This is a genomic window from Tsukamurella sp. DT100 (genome assembly GCF_049844855.1).
Taxonomy (GTDB): Bacteria; Actinomycetota; Actinomycetes; order Mycobacteriales; family Mycobacteriaceae; genus Tsukamurella.
Map to the genome: position 1 here is coordinate 165693 of NZ_JBNCLV010000005.1, position 26047 is coordinate 191739.

The 26047-nt window shown below is 71.2% G+C and carries 24 protein-coding genes; 15 read left to right on the forward strand and 9 right to left on the reverse strand.

The annotated features are described in order from the left end of the window. Positions 1-4 precede the first annotated feature (4 nt). Both ACLQ3K_RS13915 and ACLQ3K_RS13920 read right to left on the reverse strand, forming a co-directional pair. On the reverse strand, positions 5-913 hold the full coding sequence (locus tag ACLQ3K_RS13915) for a TIGR04222 domain-containing membrane protein (RefSeq protein ID WP_426000043.1): 909 nt from the start codon (positions 911-913) through the stop codon (positions 5-7). 106 nt (positions 914-1019) lie between these two features. Then, positions 1020-1940, reverse strand: a complete 921-nt coding sequence (locus ACLQ3K_RS13920) for a TIGR04222 domain-containing membrane protein (protein WP_426000045.1) — start codon at positions 1938-1940, stop codon at positions 1020-1022. Between the two features lie 248 nt (positions 1941-2188). Between ACLQ3K_RS13920 and mshC the strand changes: the two genes are divergently transcribed. Beyond that, positions 2189-3433: a cysteine--1-D-myo-inosityl 2-amino-2-deoxy-alpha-D-glucopyranoside ligase gene (mshC, locus tag ACLQ3K_RS13925; protein ID WP_426000047.1), complete on the forward strand. Its 1245-nt coding sequence runs from the start codon at positions 2189-2191 to the stop codon at positions 3431-3433. A gap of 25 nt (positions 3434-3458) precedes the next feature. Beyond that, positions 3459-3770 (forward strand): hypothetical protein, encoded by a 312-nt coding sequence (locus ACLQ3K_RS13930; RefSeq protein ID WP_224651275.1) that lies wholly within the window; start codon positions 3459-3461, stop codon positions 3768-3770. Between the two features lie 19 nt (positions 3771-3789). Here ACLQ3K_RS13930 and ACLQ3K_RS13935 read toward each other — a convergent pair whose 3' ends face one another. Continuing rightward, positions 3790-4653, reverse strand: a complete 864-nt coding sequence (locus ACLQ3K_RS13935) for a PAC2 family protein (protein WP_255604208.1) — start codon at positions 4651-4653, stop codon at positions 3790-3792. A 53-nt stretch (positions 4654-4706) separates the two neighbouring features. Here ACLQ3K_RS13935 and metH point away from each other — a divergent pair, with 53 nt between their 5' ends. The 3 genes from metH to ACLQ3K_RS13950 are packed head-to-tail and all read left to right on the forward strand — an operon-like array spanning position 4707 to position 8960. Then, positions 4707-8312 carry a methionine synthase gene (gene metH, locus ACLQ3K_RS13940; protein WP_426000049.1) on the forward strand — a complete coding sequence of 1202 codons (3606 nt, stop codon included), beginning with the start codon at positions 4707-4709 and terminating at the stop codon, positions 8310-8312. A 40-nt stretch (positions 8313-8352) separates the two neighbouring features. Beyond that, entirely contained in the window at positions 8353-8781 is a 429-nt protein-coding gene (locus ACLQ3K_RS13945; protein WP_336670295.1) for a class I SAM-dependent methyltransferase, read from the forward strand. After that, a complete protein-coding gene (locus tag ACLQ3K_RS13950) occupies positions 8778-8960 on the forward strand; it encodes a hypothetical protein (RefSeq protein ID WP_224651279.1) in 183 nt (60 codons plus the stop codon). The genes ACLQ3K_RS13945 and ACLQ3K_RS13950 overlap by 4 nt, the downstream gene beginning before the upstream one ends. Positions 8961-8979: 19 nt before the next feature. Here ACLQ3K_RS13950 and ACLQ3K_RS13955 read toward each other — a convergent pair whose 3' ends face one another. Next, positions 8980-9519 carry a Uma2 family endonuclease gene (locus tag ACLQ3K_RS13955; RefSeq protein WP_224651281.1) on the reverse strand — a complete coding sequence of 180 codons (540 nt, stop codon included), beginning with the start codon at positions 9517-9519 and terminating at the stop codon, positions 8980-8982. A gap of 77 nt (positions 9520-9596) precedes the next feature. Here ACLQ3K_RS13955 and ACLQ3K_RS13960 point away from each other — a divergent pair, with 77 nt between their 5' ends. Next, a complete protein-coding gene (locus ACLQ3K_RS13960) occupies positions 9597-10472 on the forward strand; it encodes a DUF2268 domain-containing protein (RefSeq protein ID WP_426000052.1) in 876 nt (291 codons plus the stop codon). Here ACLQ3K_RS13960 and ACLQ3K_RS13965 read toward each other — a convergent pair. Next, positions 10459-12171, reverse strand: a complete 1713-nt coding sequence (locus ACLQ3K_RS13965; RefSeq protein WP_426000054.1) for a bifunctional metallophosphatase/5'-nucleotidase — start codon at positions 12169-12171, stop codon at positions 10459-10461. The genes ACLQ3K_RS13960 and ACLQ3K_RS13965 overlap by 14 nt on opposite strands. A gap of 84 nt (positions 12172-12255) precedes the next feature. Between ACLQ3K_RS13965 and ACLQ3K_RS13970 the strand changes: the two genes are divergently transcribed. Next, positions 12256-12918, forward strand: a complete 663-nt coding sequence (locus tag ACLQ3K_RS13970; protein WP_426000056.1) for an HAD family hydrolase — start codon at positions 12256-12258, stop codon at positions 12916-12918. Here the strand turns inward: ACLQ3K_RS13970 and ACLQ3K_RS13975 are convergent. Further along, positions 12905-13303 (reverse strand): hypothetical protein, encoded by a 399-nt coding sequence (locus ACLQ3K_RS13975; protein WP_426000058.1) that lies wholly within the window; start codon positions 13301-13303, stop codon positions 12905-12907. The genes ACLQ3K_RS13970 and ACLQ3K_RS13975 overlap by 14 nt on opposite strands. A gap of 102 nt (positions 13304-13405) precedes the next feature. Further along, complete coding sequence (locus ACLQ3K_RS13980; protein ID WP_426000436.1) at positions 13406-15178, reverse strand: alpha/beta hydrolase; 1773 nt, start codon at positions 15176-15178, stop codon at positions 13406-13408. Positions 15179-15340: 162 nt separating this feature from the next. Here ACLQ3K_RS13980 and ACLQ3K_RS13985 point away from each other — a divergent pair, with 162 nt between their 5' ends. Both ACLQ3K_RS13985 and hisG read left to right on the forward strand, forming a co-directional pair. Further along, positions 15341-15604 (forward strand): phosphoribosyl-ATP diphosphatase, encoded by a 264-nt coding sequence (locus ACLQ3K_RS13985; protein WP_068525912.1) that lies wholly within the window; start codon positions 15341-15343, stop codon positions 15602-15604. 23 nt (positions 15605-15627) lie between these two features. Continuing rightward, positions 15628-16473 carry an ATP phosphoribosyltransferase gene (gene hisG, locus ACLQ3K_RS13990; RefSeq protein ID WP_426000060.1) on the forward strand — a complete coding sequence of 282 codons (846 nt, stop codon included), beginning with the start codon at positions 15628-15630 and terminating at the stop codon, positions 16471-16473. 40 nt (positions 16474-16513) lie between these two features. Here hisG and ACLQ3K_RS13995 read toward each other — a convergent pair whose 3' ends face one another. Further along, a complete protein-coding gene (locus ACLQ3K_RS13995; RefSeq protein WP_426000062.1) occupies positions 16514-17344 on the reverse strand; it encodes a thioesterase family protein in 831 nt (276 codons plus the stop codon). A gap of 121 nt (positions 17345-17465) precedes the next feature. On the opposite strand from ACLQ3K_RS13995, the gene ACLQ3K_RS14000 reads away from it, so the two are divergent. The 6 genes from ACLQ3K_RS14000 (at position 17466) to ACLQ3K_RS14025 (ending at position 25494) form a co-directional block, all read left to right on the forward strand. Then, positions 17466-18293: a tRNA (adenine-N1)-methyltransferase gene (locus tag ACLQ3K_RS14000; RefSeq protein WP_426000064.1), complete on the forward strand. Its 828-nt coding sequence runs from the start codon at positions 17466-17468 to the stop codon at positions 18291-18293. A 96-nt stretch (positions 18294-18389) separates the two neighbouring features. Then, the gene (gene arc / locus ACLQ3K_RS14005; RefSeq protein WP_426000438.1) at positions 18390-20054 is read left to right on the forward strand and encodes a proteasome ATPase; all 1665 of its coding nucleotides are present in this window, start codon (positions 18390-18392) and stop codon (positions 20052-20054) included. Positions 20055-20124: 70 nt separating this feature from the next. Continuing rightward, positions 20125-22746 carry an ATP-binding cassette domain-containing protein gene (locus tag ACLQ3K_RS14010; protein ID WP_426000066.1) on the forward strand — a complete coding sequence of 874 codons (2622 nt, stop codon included), beginning with the start codon at positions 20125-20127 and terminating at the stop codon, positions 22744-22746. Between the two features lie 59 nt (positions 22747-22805). Beyond that, positions 22806-24296 (forward strand): depupylase/deamidase Dop, encoded by a 1491-nt coding sequence (gene dop, locus ACLQ3K_RS14015; protein WP_426000068.1) that lies wholly within the window; start codon positions 22806-22808, stop codon positions 24294-24296. 4 nt (positions 24297-24300) lie between these two features. Beyond that, entirely contained in the window at positions 24301-24759 is a 459-nt protein-coding gene (locus ACLQ3K_RS14020; RefSeq protein WP_426000070.1) for a nitroreductase family deazaflavin-dependent oxidoreductase, read from the forward strand. A 6-nt stretch (positions 24760-24765) separates the two neighbouring features. Beyond that, entirely contained in the window at positions 24766-25494 is a 729-nt protein-coding gene (locus tag ACLQ3K_RS14025; RefSeq protein ID WP_426000072.1) for a hypothetical protein, read from the forward strand. A 119-nt stretch (positions 25495-25613) separates the two neighbouring features. Here the strand turns inward: ACLQ3K_RS14025 and ACLQ3K_RS14030 are convergent, their stop codons facing one another. Continuing rightward, positions 25614-26000, reverse strand: a complete 387-nt coding sequence (locus ACLQ3K_RS14030) for a hypothetical protein (protein ID WP_426000074.1) — start codon at positions 25998-26000, stop codon at positions 25614-25616. Positions 26001-26047 lie beyond the last annotated feature (47 nt).

A 26047-nucleotide genomic window follows, 5' to 3' on the forward strand; every position in this document is an offset into this window, starting at 1 on the left:
CCGCTCATCCTCCGCACCCGCCGCAGCCGCCACAACCCCCGCAGCCGCTGCCACAGCCCCCTGCGCCGCCGCAGGACGCGCCGCCGCACGAGGCCCCGCCGTCGCCCGTGGCCTCCGCGCTGCCCGCCAGCTCGACGTTCCCTGCGAAGTCACCGTCGACCTGCCACAGGGCGGCCGTGCCGAAGACGGCCACGGACAGTCCGACGGCGGCGGCGCCGTAGGTCGCCCAGGCCGGCTTCCGGGAGGGCGCGAGGTACCCCAGGCGAACCTTCTCGGCCCGGAGCAGGCGAATCCCGGCGCGGGTACCTCGGCCGACCGACCACAGGTGCGGCGCGATGAAGGTCAGGGTGATCAACGACGGCACCAGGACTCCGGGGAGGAGCACGAGCTTCTCCTGGCCGAGGATGACGAGTCGTACGAAGGCGGTGATCGCGCCCCCGACCGCGGCCGCCGTCACCGGGGCCGCCCCGAGCCGCATCCGCCAGCGGTCCGTCTCGGAACGCACGTGGCCGCGGGCGGACAGGCGCTCCTCGAGCGCGTCGAGCTCGTCCGACAGCGCGTCGGTGACCTCGTCCGCCGTGTACGACGAGAGGTCGTCGCAGTACGCGTGGACGGCGCGGACGAACGGATCCGCGTCGGCCGGCAGTGGTGGGCCGGTCATCTGCCGGACGGTGCTGACGTGCCCGCCGGCGCGCAACTGGGCCAGCGCCACCACGACGGGGGCCTGCCGGCTGCGCACGCACGCCAGCTCGACGGCCGACAGCGGGGGATCGACGACGGTGCGCCGCCGCGGCGCGGTCGCGAACCGCCAAGCGAGCGCGAGCGCGACCCCGCCGACCAGCAGGTACAGGAACCAGCGGGTCTCGGTGGGGAGGAGCGTTGCGATGACTGTCTCGAGTGCGGTGCGGGGCATGACGTTCACCTCCTGGTGACGGGTTCGATGAGATCCCGGTGCCCTTGCTGCGGAGGGCCCGGTGGTTCTGGGGATCGGGTTCTGGGATGGGGATGCGCGAGGCGGCTCAGCCGCCGCAGCCTCCGCCGCCGCCACAGCCACCCCCGCCTCCGCACGAGGAGCCTCCGCCGCAGGAGGAGCCGCCGCAGGTGAAGGAGCTGCCGCAGGAGGATCCGGCGCCACCGCTGCCCGTGCCGCCCGCCACGGCCATCGCCGCGGCGTACCGGGGGTCGATCTGCCAGAGCGCGGCGGTGCCGAAGAGGGCGACGGACAGCCCCACCGCCGCGGCGCCGTAGGTGGCGAAGGCGGGCCGCAGGGCCGGCTTGAGGTAGCTCGCGCGCGCCTGCTCGGACGCGAGGAGCCGCTTTCCCGCGCGGGTGGTGCGGGGCACCGACATGAGCTGGGGGAGGAGGAAGACGGCCGTGAGCACGGATGGGACGAGGAAGGACATGGCCGCCGCCTCCACCGGATGACGCCCGGTGAGGGCCAGTACGGGCGTGCACACGACCCCCGCGACCACGACGGCGGCGAGAGGCATGGCACCGAACCGGGTGCGCCAGCGCTCGCCGCTCGTGCGGAGGTAGCCGCGTCGCGCGAGGCCGTCCTCCAGGTCTCGCAGCGGTCCCAGCTGGTCGTGGAGCAGCAGATTCACGGAGAACTGCGAACCGTCGAGCCGGTGCAGCATCCGGCGGGTGAACTCGTCCGTGGCGGGCGGGAGGGGCCGCGCGGGATCGGCGCGGCCGTCGGCATCGAGGTGCCCACCCGCCCTGAGCAGGCCCATCGTCGCGACGAGCGGTGCCTGCCACGACCGCAGGCAGGCGATCTCCGCCACGGTGAGCGGTGGGTGCTCGACGACCGGGCGCCGGACGGCGGTCAGGAAACGCCAGGTCAGGGCGAAGGCGATGCCGCCGAGCAGGCAGTACAGGAACCACCGGGACTCGGCGGGGAACAGATGGTCGAGGACGTTCTCGAATGGATTGCGGGACATGACATTCACCTCCTGTGACGGGCGGACCTTCAACGTTGGGTAAAGCATGGCGGCAGATCGGGCTACCCGCTAGTAACCGGGGGCAAGAGTTTGCTGAGAGTTCGTGCGGCACAGGATCGTCCCTCGTCGGACGGGCTGTTCCCGGTGCGATCGCCGCGGGCGGGCGGAGAGCGCGGCCGATGACGGCGGCGCCGGCCGCCGATCCGGCCCGGAATCCACGCCCGCGAAGGTACGCATAGGGTGGGGGTATGCGTTCCTGGCCGACCCACACCGTCCCCACCGTGCCCGGACCGTCGGTCCCGCTGCGCCTCTACGACACCTCCGACGCGGCGGTGCGTCCCGTGAACCCCGGCGCCGTGGCGGGGATGTACGTCTGCGGCATCACCCCCTACGACGCGACGCACCTCGGCCACGCCGCCACGTACCTCGCGTTCGACCTGGTCAACCGCGTGCTGCGCGACAACGGCCACGAGGTGCACTACGTGCAGAACGTGACCGACGTCGACGATCCGCTGTTCGAGCGGGCCGAGCGCGACGGGATCGACTGGCGCGATCTGGGCGCACGGGAGACCGACCTGTTCCGCGAGGACATGGAGGCGCTGCGGGTGATCCCTCCACGGGACTACATCGGGGCCGTCGAGTCGGTCGACGAGGTCGTCGAGTACGTCGGGAAGCTCTTGGACAACGGCTCGGCGTACGTCGTGGACGATCCCGAGTTCCCCGACGTCTACTACCGCTCCGACGCCACGGAGCAGTTCGGCTACGAGTCGGGCTACGACCGCGCGACGATGGAGAAGTTCTTCGCCGAGCGCGGCGGCGATCCCGACCGCCCGGGCAAGCGCGACAGCATCGATCCGATCCTGTGGCGCGCCGAGCGCCCCGGCGAGCCCTCGTGGCCCTCGCCGCAGGGCCCCGGCCGCCCCGGGTGGCACATCGAGTGCGCCGCGATCGCGGCGAACCGCCTGGGCGCGACTTTCGACGTCCAGGGCGGCGGCAGCGACCTGATCTTCCCGCACCACGAGTACTCCGCGGCACACGTCGAGGCGGCGACCGGTGAGCGCCGCTTCGCGCGGCACTACGTGCACGCGGCGATGATCGGCCTCGACGGCGAGAAGATGTCGAAGAGCCGCGGCAACCTCGTCTTCGTCTCGAAGCTGCGGCGCTCGGGCGTCGACCCGGCCGCGATCCGGCTGGGTCTGTTCGAGGGGCACTACCGGCAGGACCGGCCGTGGTCCGACGAGGTACTGCAGCGCGCTCTGGCGCGGCTGGACTTGTGGCGCCGGGCTTTCCAGGCGTCGTCGGGCCCGGACGGCGCGGAGCTCATCGCCCGCGTCCGCCGATACCTCGCGGACGATCTGGACACCCCGCACGCCCTCGCCGCGATCGACGCCTGGGCCGAGAAGGCCGTCACCGTCGGCGGTCCCGACGCCGGCGCGCCGGCCGCCGTGGCCCTCGCGATCGACGCGCTGCTCGGCGTACCTGCCGCGGCCTGACAGCGCGACACGCTATATTGCGCCTGTGAGGACCGTCAGCGAGCTGGCCCCGGATCTGACCGAGGGCGTGTGGACCGTACAGACCCGCACGTCCACGTACGTGGTCGATCTGGGGGAGATGACCCTGATGCGCGCGCCGGGCATCGGCGGCGAATCCGAGGGCGAGCAATGGAGCATCAGCTCGCTGCGCCGCGACTCGGAGGACATCCCGCTGCTGGGCATCAAGAGCTGCCGGGTGGGCGAGTCGGCACAGTTCTGGGTCCGCGCCGCCGACGACCCGGACGTGCGCACCTGGCGCATCACCACGCCGGTCGTCTCGATCGAGCGGATCGGCTGACGCCACCCGCCCCGCACCGCTAGGGGCCCGTGCCCGGGTCCCGTCGCCGCAGGTACTTCTCGAACTCCTCCGCGATGGCGTCGGCGTCGATGTGCTGCTCGACGTCCTTCGCCTCCGCATCGCCACGCTCCTCGAGCCCGCGCACGTAGTCGGCGATGTCCTCGTCGTCCTCGGTCATCTCCGTCACGGACGCCTCCCACGCCTCGGCGCGGGTGGGCAGGTCACCGAGCGGCACGGCGAGGTCGAGCGCGTGCTCCACGCGCTGCAGCAGGGCGACGGTGGCCTTCGGGTTCGGGGGCTGGGAGACGTAGTGCGGCACCGCGGCCCAGAAGGAGACCGCGGGGAAGCCAGAGCGCACGCACGCGTCCTGCAGGACGCCCGTGATCCCGGTGGGGCCCTCGTACCGGTTCTGCTCGAGGCCGAAGCGCTTCGCCGAGTCCGCGTCGTAGCCGGCGCCCGTGACGGGAACCGGACGGGTGTGCGGCGTGTCCGCGAGGAGCGATCCCAGGATCACGACGCTGTCGATGTGCAGCTCGGTGAAGATCGCGAGCAACTGGTCGCAGAACGCGCGCCACCGGAAGTTCGGCTCCGTGCCGCGGAGCAGCACCACGTCGCGGTCGGCCTTGGGCGGCCGGCACACGGAGAGCGTGGTCGACGGCCACTCGACGGCGCGGGTCACCCCGTCGACCTGCTTGATGATCGGCCGGTTGACCTGGAAGTCGTAGAAGTCGTCCGAGTCGACCTCGGTGATGAGTTTCGCGTCCCAGGTCAGCTCGAGGTGCTCGACGGCGCCCGACGCGGCGTCGCCCGCATCGTTCCAGCCCTCGAACGCCGCGATGAGGACCGGGCGGTCGAGCTCAGGGAAGGACGTCACTTCGATCAGAGTACGCGCCGGTCGTGAAGATTCGATTTGCCCGCACCCACTACCCTGGGACTATGACCCGTACGCATCAGCAGCCGCTGCAGTCGAGTTTCCTGGAGGCGGCCTCGAGCCGTGTTCTCATAGGCGACGGTGCGATGGGCACGATGTTGCAGGCAGCGGACCTGACCCTGGACGATTTCCTGGGGCTGGAGGGCTGCAACGAGATCCTCAACGACACCCGGCCGGACGTGCTGGAGGAGATCCACCGCGCCTACTTCGCCGCCGGCGCCGACGCGGTGGAGACCAACACCTTCGGCTGCAACCTGAGCAACCTCGGCGACTACGACATCGCCGACCGCATCCGGGAGCTGTCGGAGAAGGGCACCGCGATCGCCCGGAAGGTGGCCGACGAGTTCGCCGCGGACGGCACGCCCCGGTTCGTCCTGGCCTCCATGGGCCCTGGCACCAAGCTGCCCACGCTGGGCCACACGTCGTTCGCCGTGATCCGCGACGCCTACGCCGAGGCCGCGCGCGGCATGCTCGACGGCGGCGCGGACGCCTTCCTCATCGAGACCTGCCAGGACATCCTGCAGTCGAAGGCCGCGGTCCTGGGCTGCCAGGACGCGATGGACGAGCTCGGCCGGCGCATCCCGGTCATCGTGCACGTCACGGTGGAGACCACCGGCACGATGCTGCTCGGCTCGGAGATCGGCGCCGCGCTGACGGCCCTGGAGCCCCTGGGCATCGACATGATCGGCCTGAACTGCGCCACCGGCCCGGCGGAGATGAGCGAGCACCTGCGGCACCTGTCGCGGCACTCGACCATCCCCGTGTCCGTGATGCCGAACGCCGGCCTGCCGGTGCTCGGCAAGAACGGCGCCGAGTACCCGCTCACGCCCGAGGAGCTGGCGGTCGCCCTGTCGGGCTTCGTGTCCGAGTTCGGCCTGAGCTTCGTGGGCGGCTGCTGCGGCACCACCCCCGAGCACATCCGCCAGGTCGCCGAGGCGGTGCGGGCCACCGAGCGCCTGCAGCGCGTCCCGGAGACCGAGAGCGCGATCAGCTCGCTGTACACGTCCGTGCCCTTCGCGCAGGACGCGTCGATCCTGATGATCGCCGAGCGTACGAACTCGAACGGCTCCAGGGCCTTCCGCGACGCGATGCTCGCGGGGGACCACGACAAGTGCGTCGACATCGCCAAGGACCAGATCCGCGACGGCGCCCACATGCTGGACCTCAACGTCGACTACGTGGGGCGCGACGGTGCGCTGGACATGGCGGCGCTGGCCGCCCGCCTGGCGACCGCGTCGACGCTGCCCGTGATGATCGACTCCACCGAGCCCGAGGTCATCAAGGCCGGGCTCGAGCACCTCGGCGGACGGTGCGCCGTCAACTCGGTCAACTACGAGGACGGCGACGGACCCGAGTCGCGCTTCGTCAAGATCATGGAGCAGGTCAAGGCGCACGGCGCGGCCGTCGTGGCGCTGACCATCGACGAGGAGGGCCAGGCCCGCACCGCCGAGTGGAAGGTGCGGATCGCCGAGCGGCTCATCGCCGACCTCACCGAGAACTGGGGCCTGAGCCTCGACGACATCATCATCGACCCGCTGGTGTTCCCCATCTCGACCGGCCAGGAGGAGGTCCGGCGCGACGCGCTCGAGACCATCGAGGCCGTGAAGATCCTGCACGCGAAGTACCCGAGCCTGCACTTCACCGTCGGCCTGTCGAACGTGAGCTTCGGACTGAACCCGGCCGCGCGGCAGGTGCTGAACTCGGTGTTCCTGCACGAGCTGACCGAGGCGGGGCTCGACTCCGCCATCCTGCACGCGTCGAAGATCCTGCCGATGAGCAAGATCGAGGACGTCCAGCGCGAGACCGCGCTGGACCTGGTCTACGACCGCCGCGGCACCGACGGGCTGCAGTCGGGCGGCGACGCCGACTACAACCCCCTGTCGAAGCTCATGGAGCTGTTCGAGGGTGTCTCCGCTGCAGGCGCGCGCGAGTCCCGCGCGCAGGAGCTCGCGAAGCTGCCGCTGTTTGAGCGGCTGGAGCGGCGCATCGTCGACGGTGAGCGCGAGGGTCTGGACGCCGACCTCGACGCCGCGCTGCTGGAGAAGCCGGCGCTGGCGATCATCAACGACACGCTGCTCAGCGGCATGAAGACGGTCGGCGAGCTGTTCGGCTCCGGCCAGATGCAACTGCCCTTCGTGCTGCAGTCCGCCGAGGTGATGAAGCTGGCCGTCGCGTACCTCGAGCCGCACATGGAGAAGTCCGAGGACGACGCCGGCAAGGGCCGCATCGTGCTGGCGACCGTCAAGGGCGACGTGCACGACATCGGCAAGAACCTCGTGGACATCATCCTGTCCAACAACGGCTACGAGGTGGTCAACATCGGCATCAAGCAGCCGATCGCCGCCATCGTCGAGGCCGCCGAGGACAAGCACGCCGACGTGATCGGCATGTCCGGCCTGCTGGTGAAGTCGACCGTGGTGATGAAGGAGAACCTCGAGGAGCTCAACACCCGCGGCCTGGGGGAGAAGTACCCAGTGCTGCTCGGTGGCGCCGCCCTCACCCGCGCCTACGTCGAGAACGACCTCGCGGAGGTCTACGCCGGCGAGGTCAGCTACGCCCGGGACGCCTTCGAGGGCCTGCGCCTCATGGACGACATCATGGCGCTCAAGCGCGGGATCGGCCCGGACCCGGACAGCCCCGAGGCCCTCGCGGCCGCGGAGAAGGCCCGCGAGCGCAAGGAGCGGCACGCCCGCAGCCGCCGCATCGCCGAGAAGCGCAAGGCCGAGGCCGCGCCGGTCGTGGTGCCGGACCGCTCGGACGTCGCGCTGGACTTCGACGTGGCCACCCCGCCGTTCTGGGGCACCCGTGTCGTCAAGGGCATCGCGATCAGCGAGTACGCCTCCCTGCTCGACGAGCGCGCCCTGTTCTTCGGCCAGTGGGGCCTGCGCGGTGCCCGCAAGGGCGAGGGCCCGTCGTACGAGGAGCTCGTGGAGACCGAGGGCAAGCCGCGGCTGCGCTACTGGCTCGACAAGCTCAAGTCGGAGAAGATCCTCGACCACGCCGCCGTGGTCTACGGCTACTTCCCCGCGGTGAGCCACGGCAACGTCATCGACGTGCTCGAGTCCCCGGAACCCGATGCGCCCGTGCGGTACTCGTTCGAGTTCCCGCGACAGCAGCGCGGCCGGTTCCTCGCGATCTCGGACTTCATCCGCGACCGCGAGACGGCCATCGCCCGCGGCGAGGTCGACGTGCTGCCCTTCCAGCTGGTCACCATGGGGCAGCCGATCGCGGACGCCGCGAACGAGCTGTTCGCCGCCAACAGCTACCGCGACTACCTCGAGCTGCACGGCATCGGCGTGCAGCTCACCGAGGCGCTCGCGGAGCGCTGGCACCAGCGGGTGCGGCAGGAGCTGATCCTGCCCGGCGGCCGGAAGGTCGCGGACACGGACCCGTCGGCCGTCACCGACTTCTTCGACCTCAAGTACCTCGGCGCGCGCTACAGCTTCGGCTACGGCGCCTGCCCGGACCTCGAGGACCGCGCGAAGATGGTCGACCTGCTGCAGCCCGAGCGCATCGGCGTCGAGTTGTCGGAGGAGCTGCAGCTGCACCCGGAGCAGTCCACCGACGCCTTCGTCCTCACCCACCCCGAGGCGAAGTACTTCAACACGTAGGCGGTCCGCACCGCGGAGCCGACGTCCTGAGGAGGCGGTGATGGCCGAGATATCCGCGCGGCTCGCAGGCATCGTCGCCGCGCTGCCCCTCGCTCCCGGGCTGCGGGTGCTCGAGATCGGCTGCGGCCCCGGCGTGGCCGCGCGCGCCGTCGCCGACCGCGTTCCGGGGGGCCACGTCCTCGCGATCGATCGGTCCGCCGCCGCGATTCGGCAGGCCGAGGCGGGGTGCGCGGAGCAGATCGCCGCCGGTCGCCTGACGGTCCGACGGTGCGCCGTCGAGGACCTCGCCCTCCTGCCGGGCGAGGAGCCCTTCGACCTCGCCTTCGCGGTGCGGGTGGGCTGCCTCGACGGCCGGCACCCGCGGGAGGGCGAGATCGCGCTGCGCCGGATCGCCGACGCCCTTGTGCCCACCGGGCGCCTGTTCATCGACGGCGGTACGCCGCTGCGCGAGCTGGACGTGCCCGGGTGAGCGTGGACGACTACCGCCTGCACCTGCAGGCCGGCGAGCCCGGCGACGAAGGCGCGTGGTTCTGGCGACTCGACGACGCCGCCGGCCTGCAGATCGCGGCGTCCTGGGCCGACTCCATCGCGGGCGCTCTCGAGGCTGTGAAGCAGGTGTCCTCGGACCTCGGCCTGGACGACGCCTGACGACGACGGAGATGGGACGTCAGCGCAGCGCGGACAGATCGACGACGAGGGGGAGGAGTCCGTCGACCGCGATGCGGTCGGCCACGGTCGGGCCCTCGTACGCGCCGTCGACCAGCGTGAGCACTTCGGCGGATGCTCCGTCGAGGTCGACGATCCAATAGTGCCGGATCCCGGCGGCGGCGTACTCGGCGCGCTTGATCACACGGTCGGTGCGCCGGGACCCGGGCGACAGGATCTCGACGGCAAGGAGTACGTCGGCCGCGGTGAGCGGTTCGGGCGCACCGGACGCGAGAACGATCACGTCGGGCTGGCGCACCGTCGCGGGCGTGCGCTGCAGAACCACGTCGACCTCGTCGTAGACGTCGAAGCCCGCAGGCAGCTGCGCCTCGATCGTATTGGCGAGGCGGCGGATCGCCCGCGCGTGCGCGAGCCTCGGACTCGGACTCGGTGACACCTCCAGTACCCCCCGGCACAGTTCGGCGCGCCGCAGCGATTCGTCCTCCCCCAAGGCGAACCAGTCCTCCAGCGTGAGCAACGCGGGATCGGATGCGGCGGTCATGGCCCGATGCTACTGCGAACATCCGACACGCGGAACGGCTTGACCCTCCCGTCACGGGAGGCCCTAGCGTCGCGGACATGAAGATCACCGTCCTGGACACCTACACCGCGATGCGCGAGATCCTGTGCGCGCCCGAGCCGGAGCGCGCGGCGCTGCTGGAGGAGATGTGGCGGCCCGGCGCGGGCATGTACCGGTACTTCCCGGGCCCCGTCGACCTGGTCGCGATGCACGCCGCGTCGTCCGGATTCCCGCTCGACCGCGATACCGCCGCCTGCCTCGACGCGGTCGAGCGGCTCCGCGCCGCGGACGCGTGGGGCCGGATCGAGCGGGCGCTCCGCCATGCCGCCGACCGGCTCGCGGACGCCCTGCGCCGCGTCGACCTGCCGGAGGTCACGGTCCTGCTGATCGTCGGCGACCCGTCGGATCGCATCTACCTCGACGAGGCGCTCGGCCTCACCGCGAACGGCAGCGTCACCGGCTACCTGTACCTCAACGTCTGGCCGTCGCCGGAGAACCTGGATCGGCTGGAGGCCATGGCTGTCCACGAGTTCGACCACAACGTGCGGTACGCGCCCGGCGGCGTCGTCTGGGACCCGGCGACGGTCACCGTCGGGGAGCAGATCGTCTCGGAGGGCCTGGCGGACGCCCTCGCCCGCGAGCTGTACGGCGAGGAGCTGGGCCCCGCGCGGATCGGCGTCCCGCACCGGCACGACGACGCGCTCTACGCCACCGTCGTCGACAACCTCGGCGTCACCGGTATGCAGAACTTCGCCTCGTGGGTCCTCGGCGACGCCATCGCCGGCCGGTTCGGCGCGAAACCGATCGGCGTGCCGACGGGCGCGGGCTACGCGGTGGGCAACCGCCTCGTCGACGCCTACCTGGCGGCGACGGGCCGCACCGCGAGCGAGGCCGTGCACGCGGACGCGCGCGAGATCATCGCTACAGCTTCGTGACCCGGCTGGTGGGCACCTGCAGGTCCGGGGTGGCCTGCAGGTACTTCTCCAGCGCGTCGAGGTCGATGCCGCCGACGGCGAGCTCGGTCGACTGGGTGAACACGCTGAAGCCGTCGCCGCCCGCGGCGAGGAAGTTGTTCGTGGTCACCCGGTACTTCGCGACGGGGTTCAGCGGCTGGTCGCCGACCTTGACGCTCTCGCGCACCACCTTCCGGTTCGGCGCGCCGTTCGGGTCGTAGCTGTAGGTGATGCCCGACGGTGCCAGGATCGTCGTCTTCGCGGGGTTCTGCCACTGCTGCTCGAGCAGGTCGATGATCTGCTGGCCGGTGAGCGAGACGGTGACCACCTGATTGCCGAAGGGCTGCACCGTGTACGCCGCACCGTAGGTCACGTCGCCGCCCTTGAGGTCGGCGCGGACGCCGCCCGGGTTCATGAGGGCGATCTGCCCGGCCGCGTCGTTCGGCGGGCGGGTGGTGAAGAGCATCGCGTCGGCGATCACGTCGCCGAGCGGCGAGTCGCCGCCGGGGAAGGCCTCCCGCTTGAGCTCGGTGGGGATCCTGCCGATCACCCGGTCGGCGCGCGGCTTGGCCTCCTTCTCGTAGAACTCGACGAGGCGCTGCGTCGCGGCGTCGGCGGGGAGGTCCCGGCTCACGACGCGGTTCACGGCCGTCGCCTTGGCCGCGGGGCCGCTGAAGTCGAGCGTGATGTCGGTGATGAGGCGGCCGTACGACGCCGCCTGGGTGACGGTGCGACCGTCGATGGAGCAGTTGTAGGCCTGGTGCGAGTGCGCGGTGACCAGGGAGGTCACCGCCGGATCGATCCGCTTGGCGAGGTCGGGCACGGGCGCGGAGACGTCCTGGCAGGCGTTCGGGTCCTGCTCGCCGGAGCCCTTCTGCGCGCCACCGTCGTGCATGGTCGCGACGATGGCCTGCGCGCCGGCGGCTTTGATCTCGGGCACGTACTTGTTGATGGCGTCGGCCTCGTCGCCGAAGCTGTAGCCGCGCACGCCCTCCGGCGCGACGATGGTCGCCGTCTCGGGGGTGACGGTGCCGATCACGGCGATCTTCTTCCCGCCGACCTCGAACATCTTCCACGGGACGGTGCCGGGCGGCAGCTGCCCCTGCTCGTTGGTGACGTTCGCGGCGAGGTACTGGTAGGCGGCGCCGGTGAAGGGCTCGCCGGGCTCGCAGCCCTGGGGCGCGCAGCCGCCCTTCTGCAGCCGCTCCAGTTCGATGGTGCCGTGGTCGAACTCGTGGTTGCCCACCGAGCTCGCCTGCAGGCCCACCGAGTTCAGGAACTTGATCGTCGGCTCGTCGCGGAACAGCGCCGAGACCAGTGGGCTGGCGCTCACCAGGTCGCCCGCCGCGACCGTGAGGGTGTTCGGGTACTGCTTCTTGAGCCGCTGCAGGGCGGTGGCGAAGTACGCGGCGCCGCCGGCCTCCTTGCCGCCGATCTTCCCGGTGGAGCCGGTCGGCGGCTGCAGGTTGCCGTGGAAGTCGTTGAACGCCAGCAGGTGCACCTGGTCCGGGTTCGCGGCCGGCAGATCATCGACGCCGGGCACGGTGAAACTCGCCTTCGCGGTCGACGAGGCGGCGCCCGAGGACGACAGCGTCGCGTCGTTCCCGGAGGTGCCGCAGCTCGCGAGGAGCGCGGCGGTCGCCGTCAGGGCCAGGGCGGTGTGCAGCCTGCGATTGCGCATGTCAGGAATTCGAACACAGGTAGCCATCGTTCGGGTGACGAATGAATTAACACCCCGTGCGCGCGCCGACCTAGGGTGGGCGGCATGACCTCTCCGTCGCTGCCCGCCGCGGTCCTGTTCGACATGGACGGCACCCTCCTCGACTCCGAGAAGCTCTGGGACATCGCCGTCGCCGAGTTCACCCGCGACCTGGGCATGGAGATCACGCCGGAGGCGCGGGAGTCGACGCTCGGCAACGCCACCGCGGACGCGTTGCGCAAGCTGTTCGACTTCGCGCAGGTCCCGGAGGCGGACCGCGACTACGCCGGCGCGGAGCGGTGGGTGTCGAACCGCGTGGTCGAGCTCTTCGACGGCGGCATCCCGTGGCAGCCCGGCGCCCGTGAGACGCTGGACCTGCTGGCCGCGGCGGACGTCCCGCTGGTCCTGGTCACCAACACGATCCGCGAGGTCACCGAGCACGCGCTCGGCACGCTCGGCCGCGACCGGTTCGTCGCCACCGTCTGCGGCGACGAGGTGCCCAGCCCCAAGCCGGCCCCAGATCCCTACCTGCGCGGCGCGCAGCTCGCGGGCTTCCCCGCGGCGGATTGCGTCGCGGTGGAGGACTCGCCGACCGGCTCGCGGTCCGCCCTCGCCGCGGGGTGCACCGTCCTCACCGTCGGACCCGAGCCGGTGCTCGACGGTGCCCGCCACCTCGGCACGCTGTCGGGCGCCGGTCTCGCCGACTTCGCGCCGCTCAGCCGACGCTGAACGAGGCGTCGCCGGCGCGACAGACGGCCAGCGTCTCCGACGTCGGGGCGCATCGCCAGCCGCCCGTCTCGAGGGTGACGGGCTGACCGTCCGCGTGCGCCGCGGCGGCGGCGTAGGCCCGCGCCGCCCGCAGCACCCGGACGCAGTTCGCCGACCCGCTGCGGATCACGACCTGCGCGTCGTCCTGCGCGGTGGCGACGGAGCCGCAGACCGTGCCCGAGGCCGCCAGTTCGACGGTGCCGGCGGGCGCAGCCGCGGACGCCGAGGAGGTGCCCGCGACGGCGGAGAAGCTCACCTCGCTCGCGGCCGGATCGTCGTTCGCCGCCGCGCATCCCGCGATGGGAAGCAGGAGCAGCGTGCACATCGCTGACCAACGTGGGTTCATTTCCAGGAAGCTAGCCGCGACGGCCGTCGCGCGCTCGCTCAGAGGCCCCGAAGGTGTTGGGCATCACGGTTTTCGTTAGGTCCCGCGACGACGGGCCGGCTGTTACTTCTCCGCGCCGTCGATGGCGGCGCTGGCCATGACGGCCATGCGGACCCGTTCGGTGTCGGCGGGCGTCCAGCCGGCGGGCGGTAGGACGGCGGCGAAGGCGTCGACCATCGCGGTCCCGTAGTTGTGCCCGTGCCCGTCGGGCACCCCGGCGGCGTTCGCGAGATCCGCGGAGACCTGCCAGAACGTGACGAACGGGTACCAGGCCATCGCGGGACTGCGGTCGCGGCCGGGCGGCTCGCGGAGCCAGTCCGGCTGGCGGAGCATCAGTTCCGGTGACCACCACACGACCGGGTCCGACGGGTGCTGGACGTAGACGATGTGGGGCGCCAGCCACTCCACGCCGCCGCTGCCGCCGTCGCCGGTCAGCGGCCGCTGTCCGTCGGTGAACCGGACGATCAGCCCGTCGGTATAGGTGGGCAGCACCTCGGGCGTGCCCAGGTCGCGGCGATCGGTGATCGCCGAGTGGATCGGGTTGGCCTGGGGCGGACCGAGCCAGACAACACCGTCGACCTTGTCGCGGATGTCGGGCAGCCCGGCGAAGGCGCCCTCGCCGGCCCGGGAGCCGAGGCTCTCGCCCATGACGAGCAGCTTGGGGCGCGCAGGGGCGGGCCGGGCGCGGACGTCGGCGACGACCGCGTCGATGAGCCGCTTCCCGGACTGCAGCGAGGCCTCACCGTCGGTGAGGAAGGAGATCCAGCTCGGCAGGTACGAGTACTGCATCGCGACCAGGGCGACGTCGCCGTCGTACATGAGCTCGACGGCACGCGCGGCGGTCGGATTCACCCACCCGGATCCGGTGGTCGGGACTACCACGACGTGGCGGCGATCGAGGGCGCCGGTGCGGGCGAGCTCGCGGTGCAGCAGCGCGATCCGGTCCTCGGGCGTGTCGGCGTTCTCGAGTCCCACGTAGACCCGGACCGGCTCGGTCACGGGACGCGTGGTGAACCGGGCGATCTGGGCCGCCCGGAGCCCGCCGGAGACGAACTTGCGGCCCTCGTTCCCCAGCCCGGACCACCGCGCGGCGGAGCCCTCCGACCCCGACCGCCACGCTTCCGTCGGCTGCGGGAACTCGGCCAGTTCCTGGTCGTTGGTCGACGATGCCAGGGTGTTCGCGGTCGCGGTGAAGGCGCGGAACCCGACGTCGTTGACGGTGAAGACCACCAGGACCACGACCAGCCCGAAGCCGAGCACCTTGGCCGCGGGCTGGGGCACGCGCAGGTACCGGTTGGCGCGGCGGGCGAGGAACAGCCCGAGGTCGCGGAGCACGCGGAACGTCGAGATCAGCGCCGCGGATACCAGGAAGGCGACGATGGGCGTCAACACGTACCAGAGGTTCGAGCCGGGCGGCATGTCCATGAGCGCGCGCACGTCGTCCTGCCAGCGCTTCGCGGCGACCATCATCGCGAGCCCGCCGAGGAGGACGCCGAGCACGATCAGCGCCCGCCACACCGGTACGAAGCGGGCCCGGCGCGGGTCGTCGCGGATCGGGTGCGCCCGCACCAGCAGGTCGACGATCACCCACTTGAGGAACACGCCGATCGCGTAGCCGATGACCGCGTTGATCCCCGAGACGATGCCCTGGAAGAACCAGGACCGGGGGAGCAGCGACACCGTCAGGCTGCTCATCAGGAACAGGCCGCCGACGAACAGCCCCGCGAAGTCGAGATGCAGCAGGCTCCACGCCCACGCGAACAGGGGATGCCGGGCCGCGAACTCGTCGTAGTTCTCGCGGACGAACCGGTCGGGATCCCGCGCGGCGCGCACCACCCGGAGCCGCGCGCGGATCAGGGCGCGGGTGTACCGGTACTGAGTGGCGCCCTTCGCGGGCGGGGTGCCGGGCCCGTCCGTATCCGGGGCCGACGGTGCCGTCGCCTCGGTCGCGCTGCCCTCCACACGGACCACTCTAGTTCGCGTGGGACAATGACCTCCGTGAAGACCATGGAGACGCTGTTCGCGGAGTTGGCCACCAAGGCCGAGGAGCGGCCCGCCGGGAGCGGGACCGTCGAGGCGCTGGACCGCGGTATCCATTTCCTGGGCAAGAAGGTGCTCGAGGAGGCGGGCGAGGTGTGGATCGCCGCCGAGCATCAGAGCGACGAGGACCTCGCCGAGGAGGCCTCGCAGCTGCTGTACTGGCTGCAGGTGCTGCTCGTCAAGCGCGGCCTGACGCTCGACGACGTCTACTCCTACCTCTGACTTTCCCCGAAGGAACCACTCACATGTTGCGGGTCGCCGTACCGAACAAGGGCGCGCTCTCCGAGGCCGCCGCCGCCATCCTCAGCGAGGCGGGCTACCGTCGCCGCTCCGACGCGAAGGACCTCACGGTCCTCGACAACGCCAACGAGGTGGAGTTCTTCTTCCTCCGCCCCAAGGACATCGCGCTCTACGTCGGCTCGGGCGAGCTCGACATGGGCATCACCGGCCGCGACCTCGCGCTGGACTCGGGCGCCGAGTTCACCGAGCGCCTCGCGCTCGGCTTCGGCCGCTCCACCTTCCGCTACGCCGGCCCGGCCGGCCAGGAGTGGACCGTCGCCGATCTGGGCGGCAAGCGGGTCGCCACGTCGTACCCCAACCTCGTGCGCCGCGACCTCGCGAACCGGGGCCTCGACGCCGAGGTGATCCGCCTCGACGGCGCCGTCGAGATCTCCATCCAGCTCGGCGTGGCCGACCTCATCGCCGATGTGGTGGAGTCGGGCCGCTCACTGCGCCAGAACAACCTGGTCGCCTTCGGCGACTCGCTCTGCGATTCCGAGGGCGTGCTCATCGAGCGCGTCGGTCTCGACTCGGACCGCGCCCGCGACCAGCTCACGGCGCGGCTCAAGGGCGTCGTCTTCGGCCGTCAGTACGTGATGCTCGACTACGACTGCCCGCGCACCCTGCTCGACGGTGCCGTCGCCGTCACGCCCGGCCTGGAGTCGCCGACGGTGGCGCCCATGGCCGACGACAACTGGGTCGCGGTGCGCGCCATGGTGCTTCGCAAGGAGGCCAACGACGTGATGGACGACCTCGCCGAGCTCGGTGCCAAGGCGATCCTCATGACGGACATCCGCAGCTGCCGGTTCTGAGGTCGCACGGCGCGCTCCGCTGCGGAGCGCGCCACGGTCGTCAGCGGGCGGCGACGAGGAGCGTCTGCGCGCCCACGGCGAAGGCGCCGTCGCCGTCGTAGAGGCGCGAGACCGTGGTGCCGATGCCCTCGTCCCCGACGAGCTGGTCGCCGAGCAGGCCGACCCAGCCGTCGACGGGCCGCGGGGACCGGTGGAAATGCACCGTCATGTCCATGTTCATCCAGGTCACGGCGGTGGGATCGAGGTAGGCGGAGATGCCGTTCGCGGCGTCGACCACCGAGAAGACCTGCACCAGGGGCGAGGGCTCCTCGCCGGCGACGAGCGGCATCTTCGCCCGGATCCAGCACTGCTTGACGCCGTCCGGCCCGTCGGGGCCGTCGACGAACTTCCAGTCGCACGCGGCCAGGAAACCCTGATCCTCGAGGTGCGCGAAGAAGCCCGGCATCACGCCCTGCGAGGCGCCGGCCGGCGGCAGGGCGGGGGAGAGGTCGCGGGCGATCGCGGTGGTGTCCGATGCGGCGAGCGCCCACGCCTGCGCCCGCGCGACGGTGCGGTACTCGCCGGCGCCGTCGACGCAGTCCATCTCCGCGGCGATGAGCGAGATGGTGCGTCCGGGGCGCGCGACCCAGGCGCGCACCCGGGTCCGGGTGATCGGCACGACGCCGAGGAGGTCGATCGTCACGCGGGAGATCCGCGCGCCGTCGCCGACCAGCTTCTCCATGGCGCGCACCATGATCGCCGCGGGCGGCGCTCCGTGCTGCATGGTGGCCGCCCACACGCTGGCGGTGGACGGCGCCGGATCGAAGACCTCGTACTCGAACCCGTCGGCGTCGAGGGTCCCGGCGGGGTGGAAGAACGCGCTATCGGCCATGTACCAGTCCTACCGATAGGTCGGATTCGCTCCGCGAGCGGGGTGCTGGGAGGATGCTGGGCGCTCCCGGACGCGACCGCGGCGGCCGGATCGGCGGAGCTCCCTGGGAGGATGTACAGCTATGGCGAACAGTGGACCCTTCGTGGTGGGCGACCGAGTACAGCTGACGGACGCGAAGGGCCGGAAGTTCACCGTCCATCTGGAGGCGGGCAAGGAGTTCCACACGCACAAGGGCGGCATCCGGCACGACGAGCTGATCGGCGCCCCCGAGGGCAGCGTGGTCAAGGCAGTCAACGGCACTCCGTACCTCGCGCTGCGGCCCCTGCTCACCGACTACGTGCTGTCGATGCCGCGCGGCGCGCAGGTCATCTATCCCAAGGACGCGGCGCAGATCGTGGCCGAGGGCGACATCTTCCCCGGCGCGCGGGTGCTCGAGGCGGGCGCCGGCTCGGGCGCGCTGACGTGCTCGCTGCTCCGCGCCGTGGGCCCCGAGGGCTCGGTGACGAGCTGGGAGGTCCGTGAGGACCACGCCGAGTACGCGGCGAAGAACGTCGAGGAGTTCTTCGGCGGCCGCCCCGAGAACTGGAACCTGCAGCTCGGCGACCTCGCCGAGTACGACGGCCCCCAGGTGGACCGCGTGGTCCTCGACATGCTCGCGCCGTGGGACGTCCTCGACGCGGTCGGCAAGGCGCTCGTGCCGGGCGGCGTGCTGACCGTCTACGTCGCCACCACCACGCAGCTGTCGAAGGTGGTCGAGGCGATCCGCGAGCAGGCGATCTGGACCGAGCCGCGGTCCTGGGAGGCGCTGGTGCGCGAGTGGCACGTCGTCGGCCTCGCCGTGCGGCCCTCGCACCGGATGCAGGGCCACACCGCTTTCCTCATCACGTGCCGGCGCCTGGCCGACGGCACGGTCGCGCCGCGTCCGCAGCGGCGGTCCAACAAGGGGTAGCGTGAGAAGTCCCCACGGAAAGGGAGTTCACTCGTGACGGAACCGGATCCGACCCGTCCCTCGGCCGCGCCGGCGGACTCGTCCGCCCCGCAGGCCATGTCCGCGGCCGTGCTGCGCGAGCGCGTCGACGCGCTCACCACGCGCAACGCGAAGCTGCTCGAGACGCTGCGCGACGCCCGCAACCAGTTGCTCACGCTCCGCGAGGAGGTCGAGCGGCTGGGGCAGCCCCCGTCGGGCTACGGCGTGCTCCTGGCCACGTACGAGGACGACACCGTGGACGTCTTCACCTCCGGCCGCAAGATGCGGCTCACGTGCTCCCCGAACCTGGACGTGCCGACCTTCCGCACGGGCCAGACGGTGCGCCTCAACGAGGCGCTGACCGTGGTCGAGGCGGGCGAGTACGAGACGGTGGGCGAGATCTCCACGCTCCGCGAGATCCTGGACGACGGGACGCGCGCCCTGGTCGTCGGGCACGCCGACGAGGAGCGCGTGGTGCGCCTGGCCGCGCCGCTCGCGCTGCAGGCCTCCGACGATCCCGGACTCGACGAGTTCGGGCTGCCGAACCGCAAGCTGCGCATCGGCGACTCGCTGCTGGTCGACACCAAGGCCGGCTACGCCTTCGAGCGCATCCCCAAGGCCGAGGTCGAGGACCTGGTCCTGGAGGAGGTCCCGGACGTCGACTACTCGGACATCGGCGGCCTGGGCCGGCAGATCGAGCTCATCCGCGACGCCGTCGAGCTGCCCTTCCTGCACAAGGACCTGTTCAAGGACTACTCGCTCCGCCCGCCCAAGGGCGTGCTGCTGTACGGCCCGCCCGGCAACGGCAAGACGCTCATCGCGAAGGCCGTCGCGAACTCGCTCGCCAAGAAGATCGCCGAGGTCCGCGGCGACGATTCGCGCGAGGTCAAGTCCTACTTCCTCAACATCAAGGGCCCCGAGCTGCTCAACAAGTTCGTCGGTGAGACCGAGCGGCACATCCGCCTGATCTTCCAGCGGGCCCGTGAGAAGGCGTCCGAGGGCACGCCCGTCATCGTCTTCTTCGACGAGATGGACTCGATCTTCCGCACCCGCGGCTCGGGCGTCAGCTCGGACGTCGAGACCACCGTCGTGCCGCAGCTGCTCTCGGAGATTGACGGTGTCGAGGGCCTCGAGAACGTCATCGTGATCGGCGCGTCGAACCGCGAGGACATGATCGACCCCGCGATCCTGCGGCCCGGCCGACTCGACGTGAAGATCAAGATCGAGCGGCCCGACGCCGAGGGCGCGATCGACATCTTCTCGAAGTACCTCACGCCCGAGCTCCCGATCCACGAGGACGATCTGGCCGAATTCGGCGGCGACCGCGAGGCCTGCGTGAAGGCGATGATCGAGCGCGTCGTCGAGCGGATGTACGCGGAGACCGACGACAACCGGTTCCTGGAGGTGACCTACGCCAACGGCGACAAGGAGGTCATGTACTTCAAGGACTTCAACTCCGGCGCGATGATCCAGAACGTGGTGGACCGGGCGAAGAAGCACGCCATCAAGGGGTTCCTCGACACCGGGCAGCCCGGCCTGCGGATCACCCACCTGCTGGAGTCCATCGTCGACGAGTTCGCCGAGAACGAAGACCTGCCCAACACCACGAACCCGGACGACTGGGCGCGGATCTCGGGCAAGAAGGGCGAGCGGATCGTCTACATCCGCACGCTGGTGACCGGCAAGAACTCCAGCGCCTCCCGGGCGATCGATACCGAGAACAACACCGGCCAGTACCTGTAGGGCCGCTGCGGTTGCACAACAAGCGCCGCATAAGCCCAGGGCAAGCGGCATCTGAATAGAATGCTCCGTGATGAGTACGGATACCGCGGTTCTCACCGTCACTGTGGACGGGCAGACGCTGACCTTCGCCCCCGGTAAGACGGTGACCTTCGGGCGCACCCTCGAATCGGACGTGACGATCAACCACCCGTTGGTCTCGCGGACGCACGCCGTGGCGTCCGCGGGGCCGACGGGGTGGATCCTCACGGACCGGAGCACGAACGGCGTCTTCGTGGGCGGCGTCCGCCGGCCCACCATCGCCCTCAACGGCAGCCAGCAGTTGATGTTCGGAGACCCCCGGACCGGCGCCCCGGTCACCTTCTCGGCGGCCGCGCGCTCGAACACGCCGCCCCCGCCGCCGCCGCGCACTCCTCCGCCCGCGGCCGCGCAGCAGCCGGTCCAGCAGCTCCCGGCGGCGCGCCGCGCACCGTCGAACCCCGTGCCCCGGACGACCCCGCCGCCCGCGACCGGCGGCTTCTCGCCGCCTCCGACGGGCGGCATGCCGTCGAACCCGGGGCCGCAGGGGCCGCCCGCTACCCCGGCGCCCCCGGCGCGCCCGATGCCGCTGCCGCCGCGCCAACAGGCACCGTCGGCCCCGATCCCGGCCCAGCAGGCCCCGGTCCCGCCGCGCCCGGCGGGCGACGTCGCCCCGCACCTGCGCGCCATGGCCGGCAACACCGGCCTGTACCAGGTGGCGAAGATGCCCGCGCGGCCCGTCGGCACCGGCCAGATGACCATCGGCCGCACGCCCGACAACGACATCGCGATCGGCGACATGCTGGTCTCGCGGCGCCACGCCCGCCTGCTCACCGGCCCGCAGGGCCTGGTCATCGAGGACCTGGGCTCGGCGAACGGCACGCAGGTCAACGGCCGGCGCATCGCCGGACCGACGTCCCTGCGCGACGGCGACCTGGTCACCGTCGGCAACTCCGACCTCATCGTCGAGCAGGGCCGGCTCGAGCGGCCGAAGGCCCAGGAGTTCGCGGGCGCCGGCCTCGCGGTGCAGGGCATCACCCTCACCGTCGACGGCAACAAGACGCTGCTGCACGGCGTCGACTTCCGCGCCGCCCCGGGCACGCTGACGGCCGTGATCGGCCCGTCGGGCGCCGGCAAGTCGACGGTGTCCCGGGTCGTCTCCGGCGCCGTCACGCCCACCGCCGGCCGGGTCGAGTTCGAGGGCCGCGACGTGCACCGCGACTTCGACGCGCTCCGCTCCCGCATCGGCATGGTGCCGCAGGACGACGTGCTGCACCGCCAGCTCACCGTGCTGCAGGCCCTCCGGTTCGCCGCCGAGCTGCGCCTGCCGCCGGACATGTCGAAGGCCGACCGGGACCAGGTGATCGACGGCGTGCTCGCCGAGCTGCAGCTCACCGAGCACAAGCAGACCCGCGTGGACAAGCTCTCCGGCGGCCAGCGCAAGCGCGCGTCCGTCGCCATGGAGCTCCTCACCGGCCCGTCGCTGCTCATCCTCGACGAGCCCACCTCGGGCCTGGACCCCGCGCTGGACCGGCAGGTCATGCAGACCCTGCGTCGCCTGGCCGACGCGGGCCGCGTGGTGATCGTCGTGACCCACTCGCTCACCCACATCGACATGTGCGACCAGGTGCTGCTGCTGGCGCCCGGCGGCAAGACCGCGTACTGCGGCTCGCCGAAGGGCGTGAAGGCCGCGATGGGCACGAGCGACTGGGCGGAGATCTTCGACTTCGCGGCCAAGCAGCCTGACGTGGCCTGGCAGCGGTACCGGTCGGCGCATCCCGCCCCGCCGCCGCCCGCGCCCACGGGTGCGCCGCCGTCCCCGACGAAGGCGCGGAAGACCTCCGTGCGCAAGCAGCTCTCCGTGATCGCGCGCCGCCAGGTCCGGCTGATCCTCGCCGACCGCGCCTACCTGATCTTCCTGCTGCTGCTGCCGCTGGTGCTCGGCGGGATCACGTTGCTCGTGCCTGCGGACGACGGCCTGGCCTCGCCGTACTCGCTCCCGGACGGCTACAGCGGCGCGAAGATGATCCTCGTGCTGCTGGTCGTGGGCGCCTGCTTCATGGGTGCCGCGCTGACCTCGCGCGACCTGGTCGGCGAGCGCGCGATCTACCAGCGCGAACGCGCCGTCGGACTCGGACCGGGCGCGTATCTGTCCGCGAAGACGCTCGTCTACTTCGTCGCGGCCACCATCCAGGCGGTCATGATGATGGCGATCGTGATCCTCGGTGTGAAGCAGTCGACGGCGCAGGGATCGGTGCTGGCCAGCGCGCCCGTCGAGCTGGTCATCGACATCGCGGTTCTCGCGTGCGTGTCCACGCTGGTGGGCCTGCTGATCTCCGCGCTGGCCAGGTCCAGCGAGCAGGTGATGCCCATGCTCGTGGTGGTCGTCATGGTGCAGCTGGTGATGAGCGGCGGACTGTTCACGCTGCACGATCGCGTGGGCCTGGAGCAGATCTCGTGGCTGTTCCCGTCGCGCTGGGGCTTCGCGGCGAGCGCGTCCACCGTCGAGCTGCAGAAGCAGATCGATGCGGTCTCCGGGCGGCCGACGATGCAGGCGATCGACCCGCTGTGGGACTCGACGCCCCTGCAATGGGGTATCTCGATCGGTGTGCTCGCACTGATGGCGGTCGTGCTGTGGATCGCGACGCGCTGGCGGATCGGGCGGCAGTCGGCCTGACGGACGGCTGGTCGCCGCCGCCGGGAGCGGCCCGGACCACCCCGGATAGGCTGGGCACCATGCAGCGCATCATCGGGACCGAGGTCGAATACGGGATCTCCGCGCCGAAGGATCCCACCGCCAATCCGATCCTCACGTCCACCCAGGCCGTGCTGGCCTACGCGGCCGCCGCCGCGGTGCCGCGCGCCAAGCGCACCCGGTGGGACTACGACCTGGAGTCGCCGCTGCGCGACGCCCGCGGCTTCGACCTCGGCCGCGGCGGCCCGGCGCCGATCATCGACGCCGACGAGATCGGCGCGGCGAACATGATTCTCACCAACGGCGCGCGGTTGTACGTCGACCACGCGCACCCCGAGTACTCCGCGCCCGAGGTCACCGATCCGCTCGACGCGGTGATCTGGGACAAGGCGGGGGAGCGGGTCATGGACGCCGCGGCCCGCTACGCCTCGACGGTGCCCGGCGCCCCGGCGCTGCAGTTGTACAAGAACAACATCGACGGCAAGGGCGCCTCGTACGGCACGCACGAGAACTACCTGTGCCGGCGCGAGACCCCCTTCGCGTCGATCGTCACCGGCCTGACCCCCTTCTTCGTGACCCGGCAGGTCTTCACCGGCAGCGGCCGCGTCGGCATCGGCGCCAACGGCGACGAGCCGGGCTTCCAGCTCTCGCAGCGCGCCGACTACATCGAGGTCGAGGTGGGGCTCGAGACCACCCTCAAGCGCGGCATCATCAACACCCGCGACGAGCCGCACGCCGATCCGGACAAGTACCGCCGATTACACGTGATCATCGGCGACGCCAACCTCGCCGAGACCTCCACGTACCTCAAGGTGGGCACGTCGGCGCTGGTCCTGGACCTGATCGAAGCCGGCGTCGACCTGTCGGACCTGCAGCTCGCCACTCCGGTGACCGCGGTGCATCAGGTCTCGCGCGACCTCTCGCTCACCGCGCGGCTCGAGCTCGCCGACGGCCGGACCATGACGGCGCTCGAGATCCAGCGCGAGTACGCCGATCGGGTGGGCCGCTTCCTCGAGGGCTCGGACGACGCCCGCGCGCTCGACGTCCACGCCACCTGGGTGCGGGTCCTCGACACGCTCGCCGACGACCCGCTGCGGCTCGCGGACGAGCTCGACTGGCCGGCCAAGTTGCGCCTGCTCGAGGGCATCCGGCAGCGCGAGGGCCTCGGCTGGGCGGCGTCCAAGCTGCAGCTCGTGGACCTGCAGTACTCCGACGTGCGGCTCGACAAGGGCCTGTACAACCGGCTCGTCGCCCGCGGCTCGATGAAGCGCCTGGTCACGGAGCAGCAGGTGATGGACGCCGTCACCACCCCGCCCGAGTCGACCCGCGCCTACTTCCGCGGCGAGTGCATGCGCCGCTTCGGCACCGAGATCGCCGCCGCCAGCTGGGATTCCGTGATCTTCGACGTCGGCGCCGAGTCGCTTGTCCGGATCCCCACCCTCGAGCCGCTGCGGGGCACCAAGGAGCACGTCGGCCGGCTGCTGGACGACGCCGCCTCCGCGCGCGATCTCGTCGATTCTCTGCGAGGCTAGGGCCATGGACATCGGTCGCGAGGTGGGGAAGCTCTACGCCAAGGCCTTCCCGGAGGTGCTCAAGGCGCACGGCGAGCTGTACGTGCGTTCCGGCGGCCGCATCGGGCACAAGCTGCTGTTCGGGGTGCCCAGCCTGATCGTGCGCACCGTCGGGGCGAAGTCGGGCGAGCCCCGCACCACGGTCCTGACCTACGTGCGCGACGGCGACGACTACGTCGTGGTCGCCTCCATGGGCGGCGCACCCCGCAACCCCGCGTGGTTCCACAACATGGTCAAGGCGGGCACCGTCGACGTGCAGGTCGGCACCGACCGCTTCCCGGCCACCGTCGAGGCGCTGCGGCCCGGCGACGCCGACTACCAGAGGCTCTGGGACCTCGCCGACGCGAACAACGGCGGCCGTTACGCCGCCTACCAGCGCAAGACGACGCGCCCGATCCCGGTGGTCCGGCTCCGCCCCGCCTGATCGACGGTGCATCACGCGATCGCACCGCCGCGCCGGCTACGGCCGATGGTGCTGGGGTTGTGCTGCAGTTCGGCACTCTTCCTCGGGGCGGCGTTCATCGGTATCGCCCTCGCGATGCAGGGCGAGGGAGTCGACTGGTTCGTCAACGTCGTCGGAGGGCTGTTCTTCGGCGTGGGAGGTGTTGTCCTGGCTCGGCAGGCGTCCGTGCTCGCCGTCCCCAGGTTCGGTGCGCTGCGGCTGGTCGGCGGGACGGAGGTCCGAGGCCGGCTCGGTCCACGGTTCGTCGCGACCACGGTCGTCGCCGTCCTGCATACGGCGCTCACAGCAGTCGCCGTGTGGAATGCGGTAGGCCACGTCGAACCCCCCGTTGATTGGACGTCGGTCCCTACGGGACTCTCTCTCGCCGCATTCGCCGCCATGATCGATGTCTTCGTCGTCGGCTACGCGGTCGGGATGTATCGAGCGAGCCGCATGGTGCTCATGTCGATCAACGACGAAGGTGTGAGCACAGCGACTGTGATCGACTCACCGGCGTACACGCGCTGGGACGAAGTGTCCGCGTGGACGACGACCCCGGAGTCGGTGTTCGTCCCGACCATCGGGCGCGACATCCGGCACCACCTCGTGTGGCGGTTCGGCGCTGAGTCCGTCCGCACGCCGGTGGACCTGCGTCCGAGCGCGGACGAGATCACGCGGGAGATCGCGCGGAGGGCGCCGAATGCGCGCACGCGCTGACCAGGGCGGCTCCACCATGCGCTGACCAACACTTTTCGAAGCGTTCTGCGAGGGTTTCGGCGGCCCTGCGAGTCGCAGAACGCTTCGAAAAGTGTTGCCCGTGACGGCGGACCGTCGGGCTACATGCCGATGGCGAGGTTCCGGGCGTAGCCGACGCGGTTGAAGACGTCCTGCACGGCCGCGTAGGAGTGCACGGGCACGCTGGTGGTGAACGATCGCCCCTCCGGACCGAAGACGGTGACCTGCACGAATCCCTGCGTGCGGTCCTCCTTCGCGAGCAGGAAGAACAGCGAGAAGAGGCAGACCACGAAGGCGCCGACGATGGCGAGCACGATCGCCCACGTGGGGATCTCCCGCGTCGTCACGCTCTGGTCGGTCACCGTCCATTGCGCGCCCGCGATCGGGAACGTCCCCGCCGGAGTGATCACCTCGGTTCGGGTGCAATGGATGTCGCCGATGCTCACGAGCACCGGATCGGGCATGTTGAGCGGCGTGTACGGATCCACGACAGCAGTGTAGGCCGGTAGTGTTGGCACATCGGGTCGTGCGGCCC

Bases quoted from the DNA above. Each gene is read 5' to 3' on its own strand.
- ACLQ3K_RS13955 (WP_224651281.1), bottom strand. From the start codon at position 9,519: ATGACCGCCGCATCCGATCCCGCGTTGCTCACGCTGGAGGACTGGTTC.
- dop (WP_426000068.1), top strand. From the start codon at position 22,806: ATGCAGCGCATCATCGGGACCGAGGTCGAATACGGGATCTCCGCGCCG.
- ACLQ3K_RS13945 (WP_336670295.1), top strand. From the start codon at position 8,353: ATGGCCGAGATATCCGCGCGGCTCGCAGGCATCGTCGCCGCGCTGCCC.
- ACLQ3K_RS13965 (WP_426000054.1), bottom strand. From the start codon at position 12,171: ATGCGCAATCGCAGGCTGCACACCGCCCTGGCCCTGACGGCGACCGCC.
- ACLQ3K_RS14020 (WP_426000070.1), top strand. From the start codon at position 24,301: ATGGACATCGGTCGCGAGGTGGGGAAGCTCTACGCCAAGGCCTTCCCG.
- ACLQ3K_RS13920 (WP_426000045.1), bottom strand. From the start codon at position 1,940: ATGTCCCGCAATCCATTCGAGAACGTCCTCGACCATCTGTTCCCCGCC.
- ACLQ3K_RS13995 (WP_426000062.1), bottom strand. From the start codon at position 17,344: ATGGCCGATAGCGCGTTCTTCCACCCCGCCGGGACCCTCGACGCCGAC.
- metH (WP_426000049.1), top strand. From the start codon at position 4,707: ATGACCCGTACGCATCAGCAGCCGCTGCAGTCGAGTTTCCTGGAGGCG.
- ACLQ3K_RS13960 (WP_426000052.1), top strand. From the start codon at position 9,597: ATGAAGATCACCGTCCTGGACACCTACACCGCGATGCGCGAGATCCTG.
- arc (WP_426000438.1), top strand. From the start codon at position 18,390: ATGTCCGCGGCCGTGCTGCGCGAGCGCGTCGACGCGCTCACCACGCGC.
- mshC (WP_426000047.1), top strand. From the start codon at position 2,189: ATGCGTTCCTGGCCGACCCACACCGTCCCCACCGTGCCCGGACCGTCG.
- hisG (WP_426000060.1), top strand. From the start codon at position 15,628: ATGTTGCGGGTCGCCGTACCGAACAAGGGCGCGCTCTCCGAGGCCGCC.
- ACLQ3K_RS13975 (WP_426000058.1), bottom strand. From the start codon at position 13,303: ATGAACCCACGTTGGTCAGCGATGTGCACGCTGCTCCTGCTTCCCATC.
- ACLQ3K_RS14000 (WP_426000064.1), top strand. From the start codon at position 17,466: ATGGCGAACAGTGGACCCTTCGTGGTGGGCGACCGAGTACAGCTGACG.
- ACLQ3K_RS14010 (WP_426000066.1), top strand. From the start codon at position 20,125: ATGAGTACGGATACCGCGGTTCTCACCGTCACTGTGGACGGGCAGACG.
- ACLQ3K_RS13970 (WP_426000056.1), top strand. From the start codon at position 12,256: ATGACCTCTCCGTCGCTGCCCGCCGCGGTCCTGTTCGACATGGACGGC.
- ACLQ3K_RS13915 (WP_426000043.1), bottom strand. From the start codon at position 913: ATGCCCCGCACCGCACTCGAGACAGTCATCGCAACGCTCCTCCCCACC.